A 15046-nucleotide genomic window follows, 5' to 3' on the forward strand; every position below is an offset into this window, starting at 1 on the left:
GGAGGTTCAATGGAAGGTATTCAGGACACGCTGGCCAAGGCCGGCATTTTCCAGGGCGTCGACGCCGACGCGGTGACCGCTCTGATCAAAGAGATGGAGACGCTGACGTTCTCCCGCGGTACCACCATTTTTGATGAGGGCGAACCGGGCGACCGGCTCTACATCATCGTAGACGGCAAGGTAAAGCTGGCTCGCCACGCCCCCGACGGACGCGAGAACCTGCTCTCCGTGATGGGACCGTCCGACATGTTCGGCGAGCTGTCCATCTTTGACCCGGGCCCGCGCACCTCCTCCGCCGTCTGCGTCACCGAGGTGACCGCGGCGATGATGGACTCGCAGATGCTCAAGCAGTGGATCACGGACCACCCGGAAATCTCCCAGCAGCTGCTGCGCGTGTTGGCCCGCCGCTTGCGCCGCACCAATGCGTCGCTGGCAGACCTCATCTTCACCGACGTGCCTGGACGCGTGGCCAAGACGCTGCTGCAGCTGGCCAACCGCTTCGGCACCCAAGAGGGCGGCGCGCTGCGTGTCAACCACGACCTCACGCAGGAAGAGATCGCCCAGCTGGTCGGCGCTTCCCGCGAGACCGTGAATAAGGCGCTCGCTACGTTTATGCACCGCGGCTGGATCAAGCTGGAGGGCAAGTCCGTCCTCATCGTGGACACCGAGCACCTGGCTCGCCGCGCCCGCTAGCCCGCGAGCACCCAAATACGAACACTGCCCCGGCACCTTGCCGGGGCAGTCGCTGTTGTACGGGGCGTTACTTCTGGTTGCGCAGGTAGCGCAGGCCCACGCGGGTGGACTGCTCGGCAGCGCCGCGGAGGACCGGATCGACATCGTCATAAATCGCGTCGACGAGGGTGTTGATGTCCGCGTCCTCGCCGTGCTCCTTGAGCGCCTGCTGGATCTGCTCGAGGCGCTGGTTGCGGCGGTCAATGTACTTGCGCGCGTACTTGGACAGGTCCTCGCCCTCGGGGCCGTGGCCCGGCAGCAGCATGATGTTTTCGCCGCGAGTCTCCAGCATCTCCAGGCTGTCCAGGTACTCGCCCACATCCCCATCGGTCTCGGAGATCATGGTGGTGTGGCGCCCCGCAATGGTGTCGCCGGTGATGATGCCCTCCAGCTGATCGTCCTCCACCTCGTGGGTGTAGACGAAGAAGCAGACGGAGTCCCGGGTGTGGCCGGGGGTGTGCGCAACCTGCAGCTTCGGCGTCACGCCGTCGAGGGAAATGATCTCGCCGTCCTGCAGCGCTTCCGCGTTGTGGCAGTACTGCGGGTCAAACGAACGAATCGGCGCGCCGGTGAGCTGGCGGAACCGCTCTGCACCGTCCGCGTGGTCGTGGTGGCGGTGGGTGATGAGGATGAGGGCGACCTTGCCTGCCTTGGCCTGCAGCACGTTGAGGTGGCCTTCATCCGCCGGGCCCGGGTCCACGACGATGCTGTACTCATCTTCCGGGTCGCGGATGACCCACGAGTTCGTGCCTTCCAGCGCCGCGTAGCTCGGGTTGGGCGCCAATACGACAGCGGCGGAGGTCGTCACAGGGCGCAACTGACTGTAAGCGGGGTGCTTCATGCCTCCAACCCTACCGCGTCCTGCACCATCAGCGCAGCACGGGGCATGCGCTTATCGACGCCCCTCCGCACCCTCCGCAACCTCAACCACGAGCTCGACTTCGACGGGTGCGTCCAGCGGCAGGACAGCAACGCCAACCGCGGAACGGGCGTGCTCACCGGCCTCGCCGAAGACCTCCTTCATCAGGTCGGAGGCGCCGTTGATCACGGCCGGCTGGCCGGTGAAGGCCGGGTCCGAGGCGACGAAGCCGACGACCTTGGAGATGCGGGTGACATTGTCCAGGCCCACGAGCGCGTCCACGGCGGCGAGCGCGTTCAGCGCGGCCTGGCGGGCGTACGTGTAGGCATCCTCCGCGTTGACCTCTGAGCCGACTTTGCCGGTGGCCGGCAGTGTGCCGTCGATAAGCGGCAACTGCCCCGACGTCCAGACCTGGTCGCCGACGCGCTTCGCGGGGACGTACGCCGCGACGGGCGCGGCGACCTGCGGGAGCTCAATGCCGAGCTCGGCGAGTGCTGCGGTCCACGATCCTGCCATGGCCTACTCCACCTCTCGCTTGAGGTACGCGACAACGTTATCCGGGTTGGGGCCCGGGGTGACGGAGACGAGCTCCCACCCGTCCTCGCCCCAGGTATCCAGGATCTGCTTCGTGGCGTGAGTAAGTAGCGGCACAGTGGCGTATTCCCATTTCTTCATGGCGACCACCCTACCGTGCCGCGCCACGCGACAGCGGGGCTTCTATTCTCGTGTCGGCTCAGGCACGACGAAGCGGTACCCCAGCCCCGGCTCAGTGAGGAGAAACTGCGGGTTCGTCGGGTCATCTTCCAGCTTGCGCCGCAGCTGGGAGGCATACACACGCAGGTAGTGACCCTGCCCTTCAAAACCCGGACCCCAGATCTCCTCTAGCAAATCCTCCTTGCGCACGAGTCCGCCGTGCGCGCGGAGCAGCGTGGTGAGCACACCCCACTCCGTCGGGGTCAGGTGGAGGACCTCACCGGCTTTGGTCACGCTGTGCTGCGGAATATCAATGCGCAGATCCCCCGCGCGAATGACCCCGGTGTTCTGGTGCACCGGGGACTGCTGCGGCGCACCGTGCCGCAACGCGACGCGGACACGGGCAAGCAACTCTTCCATGGAAAAGGGCTTGGTCACGTAATCATCGGCACCTTGGTCCAGCGCCGCGGCGCTTAAGAAGGGATCAGCGCGGGCCGTCAGGATCACCACGGGTACCGCGGACCAGCCGCGGATCCCGTCCAGCACCACGGAGCCGTCCATGTCGGGCAAGCCCATATCCAAGATGACCACGTCGGGCTCGTTGCGCGAGACGACCTGCAGCCCCTTTGCGCCAGTGCCCGCGACAAAGACCTCGTAGCCGCGCGCTTTAAAGTTGATCCGCAGCGCGTTGAGCAGACGCGGGTCATCGTCCACGATCGCAATACGCACTTTCCTATTCGTCATCGCTTTCTCCTTCCCGCTGCGGGAAACTTAGGGTAAACGTTGCCCCCGGGGTGGCTTCGACGGTGACCGTACCGCGCATTGCCTCGACAAACCCGCGAACTACTGACAAACCAAGACCTACGCCACTGTCGTTGTTGGTATCGCCGAGACGCTGGAACGCCGCGAACATGTCCTTTTGTTTCTCGGGCGGAATCCCCGGCCCCTCGTCCGACAAAGTCAGCTCTACTCGATCGTCCACAACTGCCGCGCTCAGGAGAATCTCCCCTGTTGGCGCGTAGCGCAGCGCGTTATCGAACAGGTTCGCCAGCACCCGCTCGAGCAGGGCGGCATCGGCGCAGCAGGTCATGCCCCGCAAGCTTTCATCGAGCACAAAGCGCTGCGTCTGCGCGCGCGAATGTCCAAACGCGCAAGAAGCAATCGCGCGGTGCGCCACCTCGTAGAGCTCCACCGCTTCACGACGAGCCGTCACCGCACCAGCACTCAGACGCGAGTGGTCCAACAGGTTCGTCACCAGAAGCGTGAGCTGGTCAATACTCGCAGCGGTTTCCGCCAACAGCTCCTCCCTATCCTCCGGGCTGAATTCCACCTCCGAGTTACGCAGCGAAGAGACCGCGAGCTTCGCCGTAGCCAGTGGGGTGCGTAGATCGTGGCTCACGCTCGACAACAGCGCGCGGCGCAGCTCATCTGCCGCCGCCACCGCGTTCACGCGCGCCGCCTCCTGGCTCAGCTGTTCCTCGCGCACCACACCCGCGAGATACCCAGCGACGACTGCGACCAGGGTCCGGTCGCGCGCCGACAACGCCGGGCCTTCCAGAGCCAGCTCGACAGTCTGGTCCTCACTGTGAACGACCGTCTCGATGTTTTTACCCGGGGCCGAACGCGGAATAGGGAGACGAGTGTGTTTTCGCTCCCCGCTGCCAGTGCTCTGAGATCCCCGTGCCGCAGACGAGGAGTACCACACAGCGAGGCTGTCGCCTGAGGCGTCAACAAGTTCGGCGCGGTGGCATCCAAACGCTTCGCCGACTTTCCGCACCACCGCGTCGATTGGTGCCACGTCGGCGTTGCGGTTGAGCACTGCGCGGGAGAAGACGGTGAGGAGCTCCGCGTCGCGGGCAGCTACGAGCGCATTGTGGCGCTCCCCCTTGGTCCTCCGAACCAAGATCCCCACGGCCACCGCGGTGGCAACCATGACAGCGGCGATCACCGCGTTCGCCGGATCTGCAATGTCAAAAGTATGTATGGGAGGGGTGAAGTACCAGTTCACCGCCAGTCCCGACGCCACCGCCACCAGCACTGCGGAGAGCAAGTCTGCAGCGAGGCTGACCAGGAGGATGAGTGCAAAATAGAACGCGGCGCAGGTGCCGGTGCCCAACGCCTGGCCATCTGCCGCGACAAGAAGCGCGGTCAACGCGACGAAGGCAAGAGCCGCCACCACCAACGACACCGCGCGGCGCGGAACCGAGCGCAGTGGGCGAAAGAGCTGAGTGACCCTGCGCGTTCGTTTGGGAGGCAGGTTCACAATGTGGCAGTCAATCTTGCCGGACTGGCGCACCACCGCATCCACCACAGAGCTGGGGCCGTGCAGCTCAAACCGTCCCCTGGAGGAGACCCCCAGCACCAGCTGCGTTGCATTGACACTCCGTGCAAAATTCAGCAAGGCTTCTGGCACCGAGTCGCCGGTGACCTGGTGCAATCGCGCGCCGACGTCCTGGGCCAGCGTTTGCAGCTTTGCCAGTTGCTGCGCCGACCCCGCTACGGACGAGGTACCGGATGCGAAAGAGTCCCCAAAGACCACGTGCACCACGTGTAGCTCCGCGGAAGACTTCGTGGCAATGCGACGCCCGCGCCGGATGAGCAGCTCGGCGTGCGCAACATTCTGCACAGCCACGACAACCCGCTCCCGCGCCTCCCACGTCTCCGTGATCTCCTGCTCGGCACGGTAGGCCGCCAGGGCTTCGTCGACCTGATCTGCCAGCCAAAGCAGGGCGAGCTCGCGGAGCGCGGTGAGGTTACCGACGCGAAAGTAGTTATTTAGCGCCGGTGCGATGCGCGCCTCGTGGTAGACCTGGCCGTCGCTCAAGCGCGTGCGCAACAGTTGCGGGGAGACGTCAATCAGCTCGATCTCGTCGGCGGCGCGAACCACCTCATCGGGCACCGTTTCCTGCGGCGCGATGCCTGTGATCTGCGTGATGACGTCGTTGAGGCTTTCTACGTGCTGGATGTTCAAGGTGGAAATAACGTCGATTCCCGCATCCAAGATCTCCTCTACATCCTCCCAGCGCTTCGCGTGCGTTTCGCCGCGAGGATTGGAGTGCGCGAACTCGTCGATAAGCACGATGCTCGGTCGCCTCCTAAGCACTGCCTCGGTATCCAACTCACCGGCGGCGATCGCGCCAACGTGCCGCCGCGGAATGACCTCGAGGCCCTCGCACAGCGACTTCGTGTAGGCACGGCCGTGATCTTCAACAATGCCGACGACTACATCAGTGCCGCCCCGCAGCAGTGTGTGCGCCTCACTCAGCATTGCGCAGGTCTTGCCCGAGCCGGGCGCAGCGCCAAGATAGATTTTGAGCCGACCCCGCTTAGAAGTCTGGGGTGTGGAGTGCGTGGACATAAGTCAATTCTCTTATGCGCAGGGCGGTGGCGTGGGCAACGCCATGTTCAGCGTGGTCACATTGACAGCGTCCTGGCCAAGAATCCCCAGGCTAGCGAGGTCAGTGTGGGTGGCAATCAGCTCCTCGACCTCCGCGACACTCATACCCTGCTCCCGCGCGACTCGAGGTGCTTGGAGTGCGGCGTACGCGGGGCTGATCCCAGGGTCGACGCCGGAACCAGAGCCGGTCACCGCGTCGCTCGGTACCTCGCCCTCCGCGACCCCTTCCCGCTGAGCAATTGCTTGCCGACGCTTGCCTATCTCCTCCTGCAGCACCGCACTACTCGCACCGTAGTTGCTCATGCCCTCGGCGCGAGGGAAGAAGTACGGGCCTTCGCTCATGCCATCTTGAATTTTGGCTGAGCCCGCCAGACATTCACCCTGGTAGAGCAGGCTCCCCTCCGCCGAATCCACCTTGATGCGGGAAATTCCCCACACCGCCGCCGGGTACGCCAAACCGAGGGCGAAGGTACACAGCAGTACTGCCACAAAACCGGCGATGAGGTTACGCATATAGATACGCATGACTATTCCTTTCCTACTGCAATCCCGGGAGGAGTGCGACGACCTGGTCAATGAGCCAGATCCCGATGAATGGTGTGAGCACGCCGCCCAGCCCCCAGATTCCGAGGTTGCGGCGAAGTAACGAGGACGCTGAAGCGGGGGTGTACGACACACCCTTCAAGGCGAGCGGGATCAGCGCGACGATAATCAGCGCGTTAAACACCACTGCAGAAACGATGGCCGACTGCGGTGAATGCAGGTGCATCACGTTGAGCTGTTCGAGGTGCGGCAGCTGCGCGGAGAACAACGCAGGCAGAATGGCGAAGTACTTCGCCAGGTCGTTGGCCAGAGAGAAGGTGGTCAGCGCGCCGCGGGTGATAAGCAGCTGCTTGCCGATACGCACGACGTCGATGAGCTTTGTCGGGTCCGAATCCAGATCGACCATGTTCGCGGCCTCCTTGGCCGCGGAGGTGCCAGTATTCATCGCCACGCCGACATCGGCCTGCGCGAGCGCCGGTGCGTCGTTCGTGCCATCGCCGGTCATCGCGACCATGCGCCCTTGTGCCTGCTCTTCCCGAATGCGGGCGAGTTTATCCTCTGGGGTAGCCTCGGCAATGTAGTCGTCCACGCCGGCCTCTTGTGCGATCGCGGCAGCCGTGAGCGGGTTATCGCCGGTGACCATCACCGTTTTAATGCCCATTGCGCGCAGTTCCGCGAAGCGCTCCGCCATGCCCGGCTTCACGACGTCGCTCAAGCGCACCACTGCCAGCACCCGCCGAGTCTCGTCCGCCTCTTCCACGGCAACAGGCAGCGGGGTCCCGCCTTCCTGCGCGATCTGGGTGATTGCCGCCTCAATCTCTTGCGGCCACTGGCCACCGGCCTCGGTGACCCAGCGGCGCACCGCGTCTCCTGCGCCCTTGCGCAGTTTGCGCCCGGCAAGGTCCAGGCCGGACATGCGAGTCGAAGCACTGAACGGGATGACCTCGGCGGTGCGTTCTTCCTCGCCTGCCCCGGAGGGCAGGTCGTAGTGCTCGGTCAGCCATGCGACAATCGAGCGCCCCTCGGGCGTTTCATCTGCGACCGAAGCCACGCGCGCGACGTTCGCTGCCTCGAGTTCATCGACGCCTTGCGCCACGATCAGGTCCGTTGCCTGACGGTTTCCGTAGGTGATGGTGCCCGTCTTATCTAGCAGCAGGGTCGCCACGTCACCGGCAGCTTCCACCGCGCGGCCAGAGGTGGCGAGCACGTTGTGGCGAACCAGGCGGTTCATCCCTGCGATGCCCACCGCAGAAAGCAGTGCCGCAATCGTCGTGGGGATCAGGCACACCAGCAGCGCGATCAGTGAGAGTGGGGACAGTTCAGCGCCAGTAAAAACACCCATTGGGGCAAGGGCGGTGACGGCGATGAGGAAAAGGATCGTCAGCGTAGACAACAGGATGCTCAACGCGATCTCGTTGGGTGTTTTCCTGCGCTCAGCCCCCTCCACCAGCGCGATCATGGTATCCACGAAGGTCGAGCCGGGCTCGGAGGTGATCGTGACAACGATGGAGTCGGACAACACGACGGTGCCGCCCGTCACTGCACAGCGATCGCCGCCCGCCTCGCGCACAACCGGGGCAGACTCACCAGTGATCGCAGATTCATCGACAGTGGCCGCGCCCTCGATCACATCACCGTCGCCGGGGATGGTCTCCCCCGCTTCAACCCGGACAATCGCGCCTCTTGTTAGCTCTGACGCCGGGACGACTTCGATGCCGTTGTCGGTCACGAGGTTCGCGGTGGCGTCGTCACGCACCGAGCGCAAACTGTCAGCCTGGGCCTTGCCGCGCCCCTCAGCGTAGGCTTCCGCAAACGCCGCGAACGCGATGGTAAACCACAGCCAAATCGTGATCACCCAGCCGTAGACACTCGGCGCAGCGATGGACCACATCGTGGTCAGCGCAGCGCCGACCCAGACGACGAACATCACAGGGTTCCGGGACTGCTCCAGCGGCGACATCTTCCGGGGCAGCGCCTGCAGCGCCGGGCCCACGAGACTGCTGCTGTCGTTGCGCTGCTTCTTTTGGGGTGTCAAAGTTTGGGTAGTCATGAGAGTGCCTCCGAAATGGGACCCAGGGTAAGAACGGGGAAGAACGTCAGTGCTGCGACCAGCACGATGACGCCAACCGTGAGCAAGGCGAAGGTGATGCCAGCCGTGGGCAAGCTCCCCGCGGTGGTTGCTTGGGCACGCTGCCCCGCAAGGCTGCCGGCCAGCGACAGCGCGAACACGATGGGCAAGAACCGGCCAAGCAGCATGACCACGCCAAGCGAGATCTGCCACCACGGTTCGGTCACCGTCAGCCCTGCGAAGGCGGAGCCGTTGTTGTTTGCCGCCGAGGTGAAGGCGTACAGCACTTCAGAGAGCGCGTGGGCGTTGTCAGGCGTGCCCGGCGCGCCAAAGTTCGTCGCGGACGCTTCAACCAGCGCACGCTGCGCAACCGACGCACCGACGCCGACCAGCACCAGTACCGGCATCGTCAGGATGTACAAGCTCACCGCGGAAATCTCCTGGCGGCCAATCTTGTTGCCCATGAACTCTGGAGTGCGACCGACCAGTAGCCCGCCGATGAACACTGCGAGCACAGCGACAATCACCAGGCCGTATAGACCGGTACCGACGCCACCCGGCGCGATTTCTCCCAACAGCATGTTGAGGATGAGCAGGCCGCCGCCGAGCGGCGAGTAACTGTCATGCATCGAGTCGACTGCACCCGTGGACGTCCCTGTCGTCGAGACCGCAAAGAGCGCGGACGCATCGATGCCGAGGCGCTGCTCAATGCCCTCCATGTTGCTTCCGGCCGCAGTGGCGGCACCTCCCACCACGGTGTGCTGCGCCCACGCCACCAGCATGACCATCACTGCCCACAGACCACCGGCCACCCCAAGGAGGGTATAGGCGTGCTTGTGGGATTTGAGCATGACACCGTAGGCGCGGATGAAGCTGAAGGAGATCACGAGCAGTGCGAAGATCTCCACCATGTTGGTAAAGCCCGTGGGGTTTTCAAACGGGTGCGCAGAGTTCGCACCAAAGATACCGCCGCCGTTAGTGCCGAGAAGCTTGATTGCTTCCTGGCTTGCCACCGGCGCACGCGAAATATCGACGCCGGACGCGCTCACCAGATTGGACCCGAAGGTTTGCATCGTGCCGCCCAGGATGAGCACAGTGGAAATGACCAGTGATAGCGGCAGCAGGATGCGGACAAGGCTGCGCGTTAAATCCACCCAGAAGTTTCCGATCAGCTGCTGGCCGGACTGCTCAGCCACCGTGTCGCGGCTATACCCGAGGTGGCCAATGCCGCGGATGAGCGCGGCAGCCACAGACATGCCAACGGCTGCGGAGGCGAAGTTCTGTACCGTCAGGCCAAGCATCTGCGTTGCGTTGGTCAGCGTGTCTTCGCCGGAGTAGGACTGCCAGTTCGTGTTTGACACAAACGACGCCGCGGTGTTGAAGGCCATCCACGGCTCGACCGCCGTGTCGCGAGCGTTGCCGAAACTCGGCAGCACCGTTTGCAACCGCTGGACTAAGTAGAGCGCGAGCACGGAAGCGAGGCTGAATCCGAGGAGTGCACGCGCATAGTTTTTACTGCTGTGCCCCCGGCTGGGGTCGACGCGCAGGATTGCGTAAATACCGCGCTCTACCGCCCAATCCCGCTCGGATGTGTAGCTGCGCGCCATCCAACTGCCCAGGGGAACGTACGCGAGCACCAGCAGCGCTATAAGGACGAGGAATTGCGGCAGTACCGCCGCTATTGCGTGCATCATGCGAATCGCTCCGGATCAATGAGCGAAATGACAAGGTAGACCACGAGGAGTGCGACAACGATGAGCCCGACTGTCGCGGTTACGGTACTCATCATTTTCCTCTCCTGATCTCATTAACCAGGGAGGGGCAGCCGAGCGTAAGGAACACGACCACAATGACGAAAAGGTCCAGCATCAGGAAGAGTCCTCCATGTGAACATGTGTTGAAGCGATTGCCCGATACGTGCTGCGAATCAGGCGCCGGTGCGATTGCACCTGCCACAACTCACGTTATGGCTAGTCAGCGTCGCTTCCGCATGTTCTTTGCGCGATATTTACACCCCACCTGCCAAACTTTTACGTTTTCTTTACGCGCCCACTTCCACCCGTCGGGAGAAGCCGTGAAAAGAGTGCGGCCCCGCTCAGAAAGTTGAGCGGGGCCGCAAGACGTACGTGTGTTAGAGCCCTTCGATTTCCTTTCCGGAGGACAGGTACTCGGCCCAGTCGGTCACATCGGGGTTCTTGCGCAGCACGGCGCGACGCTGGCGCTCGGTAAGGCCGCCCCAGACGCCGAACTCCACCTTGTTGTCCAGCGCATCCGCGCAGCATTCCATCTGCACCGGGCAGCGGCGGCAGATGGCCGCAGCCTTGCGCTGTTCCGCACCGCGGACAAACAGCGCGTCCGGATCGCCGTTGCGGCAATGCGCCCTGGTCACCCATTCCCCGCGATCAAACATGAGGTTGCCGTCTGCGTCACACTTTCGCGCGGTGGTAGAGGCTGCGCGCAGTCCGGCGTGCAGTTCGTTGCGTCCGAGTGTTGTGGTCATGGCGGGCTCCTTTCGGGAGGGCGTTCGTGCATAATTCACACCTTGACGCAATTTATACTACGTCAAGCCTGTGCGGCACCCACATCGGCCTACCGTTACCTTGCTGCAGGTTCCCAATCGCGGCCCCGCAACCTGGCAAATAAGCTTCAGGAATGCTGTATGCATTTTGCACCTGTAAGTGTATTCACATACCCCAACCCCTGTCGAATGGGTCACATTTTTGGGGGGAGATATGTATTCACCCGCGGCACGCCGATCATTTAAGGTAAAGGCGTGTCTGCACTGAGTTCCTTAGGAAAACTTCTCGCCGCGCTCCTCGCCGCCGGCGTCGCAATCGCGCTCTGCCTGGCCCCCGTCGCGGGCATCGGCGGCATGGCTATTGCCCGCACCGACGAGACGATGCAGTCAAACCTCTCCGACATGTCGGGCGGCGAGGTGCCCGGCGTGACCACGGTGACGGACGTCAACGGCACCCCCATCGCCTGGATCTACAACCAGCGCCGCTACGAGGTGCCCAGCGAGAAGATCTCGCAGTATGCAAAGGACGCCCTGGTCTCTACCGAGGATCGCCGCTTCTACCAGCACGAGGGCGTCGACATGCAGGGCTTTGCCCGCGCGATGGTCACCAACGTGCTTGCCGGCGGCGTGGAGCAGGGTGCCTCCACGATTAACCAGCAGTACGTGAAGAACTACCTCTGGCTCGTGGACGCAAAGGACGACGAGGAAGCGCAGGCCGCGACTGAGCAGTCGATCCCCCGCAAACTGCGCGAGATGCGCATGGCCTCGGACCTAGACAAGACGCTGAGCAAGGACGAGATCCTCACGCGCTACCTCAACCTCGTCTCCTTTGGTAACCACGCGTTTGGCATCGAGGCCGCCGCGCGCACCTACTTCGACACCTCGGCGAAGGAACTCACCCCGGACCAGGCCGCGCTGCTCATCGGCCTGCTCCAGTCCGTGGAATACCTCAACCCCTACACCAACCCAGACGGGGCGACCGAGCGCCGCAACGTGGTGCTGAACAACATGGCCGCGCAGGGCTTCCTGGACCAGCACGAGGCCGACGTGCTGGCGGGCAAGCCGCTGGGCATCGTGGATACGCCGCGCACCCTCCCCCAGGGCTGCCTCACCGCGGGCGACAGCGGCTTCATGTGCGACTACGCGCTGCGCTACCTCGCCGACAAGGGCCTGCCCCTGGAGCAGCTTGAGCGCGGTTCCTACACCATCACCACTACCCTGGACCCGCAGGTGCAGGAGTCCACGGTGCAGGCGGCGCGCAACAACGTCAGCCCGTACACCAACGGCGTGGCCGAGGTGGTCAACGTGATCAAGCCGGGCGCGGATTCCCGTGACATCCTGGCCATGGCCTCGTCGCGCTACTACGGCCTGGACCTGGAGCAGAGCCAGACCATCATGCCGCAGCCGACCTCCCTGGTAGGCAACGGCGCCGGCTCCGTGTTCAAGATCTTCACCGCCGCTGCCGCGCTGGAGCAGGGCTACGGTCTGGACACCATGCTGGAGACGCCCACCCGCGCCGTCGTCTACGGCATGGGCAAGGGCGGCGCCGCCAACTGCCCGCCCGACGCGTACTGCGTGGAGAACGCGGGCACGTACAAGCCGCGCCTTTCGCTTCGCGACGCCCTCGCGCAGTCCCCCAACACCACCTTCATCCAGCTCGTGCAGCAGGTCGGTGTGGCGCGCACCGTGGACATTGCCGTGCGCCTGGGGCTCCGCTCCTACCTGGACGAGGGCTCATTTGGCGACGACCGCTCCGTCGCCCAGGCCGCCAAGGACGAGAACATGGGCGCCTTCGTCCTCGGCCCCACCGCCGTGAACGCGCTGGAGCTGTCCAACGTGGGCGCGTCGCTAGCCTCCAACGGCCGCTGGTGCGAGCCAAACCCAATCAGGTCCGTGCGCGACAAGCACGGCCAGGAGGTCTTCATCGACCGCCCCGCCTGCGAGCAGGCGATCGAGCCCGACATCGCGAATGCGCTGGCGCAGGGCATGTCGGGCGACGCCGTGAACGGCACCGCGAAGGACGCCGCCGCCGCGTCCGGGTGGAACGCCCCGGTCGCCGCCAAGACCGGCACGACCGAGTCCCACCAGTCCTCCGCATTCCTCGGGTTCACCCGCGGGATGGCGGCGGCGACCTACATCTTCAACGACGGCACCCAGACCACCCCGCTGTGCACCGGCCCGGTCCGCCAGTGCTCCTACGGCGACCTGTACGGCGGCAATGAAGCCGCCCGCACCTGGTTCCAAACCGCCTACGGCGTGCCCGGCGCGGCAGCGGCCGGCATCCCGGCCGCCAGCGGCGCCTTTGACAAGGGCACGAGGCGCGGGCCGATTGATCAGGTCGTCGGCTTGGACGCGAACACCGCGCGCGCCCAGCTCCAGGGCCTGGGCTACACGGTGACCGTCAACATGGTCGCCGGAGGCGGCGCGCCGTTCAACAGCGTCGTCTCCGCCGTCCCCGCGGATCCGAACCTTGCCCCCGGCAGCCTGGTCACCATCAACGCCTCCGACGGCTCGGGCGGCTCCGGCGCGGGCGCGGTCGGCGCCGGAGGCGCAGGCGGTGCGGGCGCAGCGGCCCCGGCGAACCCGTCGCCGGCCGCCCCCTCCGCCCCCGCACCGTCGGGCCCGGCGGCGCCCCAGGCGCCGGAGGCACCGGTCAACCTGGATGATATTGGCCGCCAGCTTGGCGACGCCGCCGACAACATCGGCAACATCCTCGGCGGAAACGGCCAGCAGTAGGCGCGGTCGGCGCTTACTGGGAGAGGCGCGCCTTGACTGCCTCAGAGATGCGCTTGCCGTCGGCGCGGCCAGCGGCCTTGGCGGTCGCCTCCTTCATCACCTGGCCCATCTGGGCCATGGAGGTGGCGCCGGTGGCGGACACGGCGGCGTCGACAAGCTCCTTGAGCTCCGCATCATCCAGCTGCTTCGGCTGGTAGCCCTGCAGAATCTCCGCCTCGGCGAGCTCGGAATCCGCGAGATCCTCGCGGCCGTTCTGCGAGTAGATCTCCGCCGACTCGCGGCGCTTCTTCACCTCGCGGGCGATGATCTTCTGGATGTCCTCGTCGGTGACCTCGTGCTTGGAGCCCTCGGTCTCCGCGGCCTGAATGGAGGCCAGCAGCATGCGGATCGTGCCGGTGCGCTCCTTCTCCTTCGCCTTCATGGCTTCCTTGAGGTCTGCGCGGATCTGATCTTTCAATGCACTCATAGGGCAAACGATACGCGACGCACCCCCACGACGGCGGGGGCACACTAAGGTTGGGCGGGTGAGCAAGCTGAAAACTATCGCAACGACCATCGGCGGCCTCGGCGCGGCCGGCATGGGCGCGCTGGCGTACGGCGCGAGCCAGACCACCAACTTCCAGCTCAAGGAATACGAGCTGCCGCTGCTCGCGCCCGGCACGCTGCGCGGGCAGGACTCCTTCGACGTCCTCCACATCGCGGACCTGCACATGATCCCGGGGGCGAAGCGCAAAGTGGAGTTCGTCTCCTCCCTCGACGCGCTCGAGCCCGACCTGGTGATCAACACCGGCGACAACCTGTCGGACCTGCGCGGCGTGCCATGGGTCCTCGACGCGCTCGGGCCGCTGCTCGACCGCCCCGGTGCGTTCGTCTTTGGCACCAACGACTACTGGGCGCCCAAGCCCGTGAACCCGTTCAAGTACCTGCTGAACCAGAAGCGCGAGCCGTCGTACGTGGACCTGCCGTGGGAGGGGATGCGCGCCGCGTTCATCGAGCGCGGCTGGTGCGACGCCACCCACCACCGCCTCGAATTCAAGGTCGGCGACGTCCGACTCGCGCTCGCCGGTGTGGACGACCCGCACCACGACCTGGACCGTTACGAGGAGATCGCGGGAGCACCCAATGCGGACGCGGACCTGTCGATCGGCCTGTTGCACGCGCCTTATCGACGCGTCCTCGACCAATTCGAAACAGACGGCTACGACCTCGCGCTCGCCGGACACACGCACGGCGGGCAGATCTGCTTGCCGGGCGAGCGCGCCATCGTCACGAATGCGGACATCGACCGCGAGCGCGCCTCCGGCCTGCACCGCTACGGGAAGATGTGGATGGAGGTCTCCAACGGGCTCGGCACCTCCAAGTACGCGCCGGTGCGACTGTTCTGCCCGCCGTCGGCCGCGCTACTGCGCATCACCGAACGAGCCGAGTAGGCGCTTGACCTGCCGTTTTGGCCAAACAGCGACGCTAGACTAAAGTATCCCAAGTACCGCTCAGCAGAGC

General features: G+C 64.8%; 14 protein-coding genes. 3 read left to right on the forward strand and 11 right to left on the reverse strand.

Going from position 1 to position 15046, the window contains the following annotated elements:
- Window positions 1–9: 9 nt before the first annotated feature.
- Window positions 10–693, forward strand: coding sequence for a CRP-like cAMP-activated global transcriptional regulator GlxR (gene glxR / locus FPH17_RS05180; protein ID WP_095275199.1), 684 nt, complete (start codon window positions 10–12; stop codon window positions 691–693).
- A gap of 67 nt (window positions 694–760) precedes the next feature.
- Here the strand turns inward: glxR and FPH17_RS05185 are convergent, their stop codons facing one another.
- The 10 genes from FPH17_RS05185 to FPH17_RS05230 form a co-directional block, all read right to left on the reverse strand.
- On the reverse strand, window positions 761–1573 hold the full coding sequence (locus tag FPH17_RS05185) for an MBL fold metallo-hydrolase (RefSeq protein ID WP_095275200.1): 813 nt from the start codon (window positions 1571–1573) through the stop codon (window positions 761–763).
- 51 nt (window positions 1574–1624) lie between these two features.
- Complete coding sequence (locus tag FPH17_RS05190; protein ID WP_154878952.1) at window positions 1625–2107, reverse strand: RidA family protein; 483 nt, start codon at window positions 2105–2107, stop codon at window positions 1625–1627.
- A 3-nt stretch (window positions 2108–2110) separates the two neighbouring features.
- A complete protein-coding gene (gene sp36 / locus FPH17_RS05195) occupies window positions 2111–2266 on the reverse strand; it encodes a Sp36 family protein (protein WP_095066741.1) in 156 nt (51 codons plus the stop codon).
- A 42-nt stretch (window positions 2267–2308) separates the two neighbouring features.
- Window positions 2309–3028, reverse strand: a complete 720-nt coding sequence (locus FPH17_RS05200) for a response regulator (protein ID WP_095535931.1) — start codon at window positions 3026–3028, stop codon at window positions 2309–2311.
- On the reverse strand, window positions 3018–5642 hold the full coding sequence (locus FPH17_RS05205; protein WP_154878954.1) for an ATP-binding protein: 2625 nt from the start codon (window positions 5640–5642) through the stop codon (window positions 3018–3020). The genes FPH17_RS05200 and FPH17_RS05205 overlap by 11 nt, the downstream gene beginning before the upstream one ends.
- A 12-nt stretch (window positions 5643–5654) precedes the next feature.
- On the reverse strand, window positions 5655–6206 hold the full coding sequence (locus FPH17_RS05210) for a potassium-transporting ATPase subunit C (RefSeq protein WP_154878956.1): 552 nt from the start codon (window positions 6204–6206) through the stop codon (window positions 5655–5657).
- Window positions 6207–6219: 13 nt separating this feature from the next.
- Window positions 6220–8274 carry a potassium-transporting ATPase subunit KdpB gene (gene kdpB, locus FPH17_RS05215; protein ID WP_154878958.1) on the reverse strand — a complete coding sequence of 685 codons (2055 nt, stop codon included), beginning with the start codon at window positions 8272–8274 and terminating at the stop codon, window positions 6220–6222.
- Window positions 8271–9986, reverse strand: coding sequence for a potassium-transporting ATPase subunit KdpA (gene kdpA, locus FPH17_RS05220; protein ID WP_095535927.1), 1716 nt, complete (start codon window positions 9984–9986; stop codon window positions 8271–8273). Before kdpA ends, kdpB begins: the two co-directional genes overlap by 4 nt.
- Window positions 9983–10081 (reverse strand): K(+)-transporting ATPase subunit F, encoded by a 99-nt coding sequence (gene kdpF, locus FPH17_RS05225; RefSeq protein ID WP_095275207.1) that lies wholly within the window; start codon window positions 10079–10081, stop codon window positions 9983–9985. Before kdpF ends, kdpA begins: the two co-directional genes overlap by 4 nt.
- Before the next feature lie 342 nt (window positions 10082–10423).
- The gene (locus tag FPH17_RS05230; protein WP_095275337.1) at window positions 10424–10702 is read right to left on the reverse strand and encodes a WhiB family transcriptional regulator; all 279 of its coding nucleotides are present in this window, start codon (window positions 10700–10702) and stop codon (window positions 10424–10426) included.
- Window positions 10703–11065: 363 nt separating this feature from the next.
- Here FPH17_RS05230 and FPH17_RS05235 point away from each other — a divergent pair, with 363 nt between their 5' ends.
- Complete coding sequence (locus tag FPH17_RS05235) at window positions 11066–13546, forward strand: transglycosylase domain-containing protein (protein ID WP_154878960.1); 2481 nt, start codon at window positions 11066–11068, stop codon at window positions 13544–13546.
- Between the two features lie 13 nt (window positions 13547–13559).
- Here FPH17_RS05235 and FPH17_RS05240 read toward each other — a convergent pair whose 3' ends face one another.
- A complete protein-coding gene (locus FPH17_RS05240; RefSeq protein WP_095275209.1) occupies window positions 13560–14012 on the reverse strand; it encodes a GatB/YqeY domain-containing protein in 453 nt (150 codons plus the stop codon).
- Window positions 14013–14124: 112 nt separating this feature from the next.
- Between FPH17_RS05240 and FPH17_RS05245 the strand changes: the two genes are divergently transcribed.
- On the forward strand, window positions 14125–14976 hold the full coding sequence (locus tag FPH17_RS05245; RefSeq protein WP_238397150.1) for a metallophosphoesterase: 852 nt from the start codon (window positions 14125–14127) through the stop codon (window positions 14974–14976).
- The last annotated feature ends 70 nt before the right edge of the window (window positions 14977–15046 follow it).

The organism is Corynebacterium gottingense, from assembly GCF_007559235.1.
In the GTDB taxonomy this organism is placed as follows: domain Bacteria; phylum Actinomycetota; class Actinomycetes; order Mycobacteriales; family Mycobacteriaceae; genus Corynebacterium; species Corynebacterium gottingense.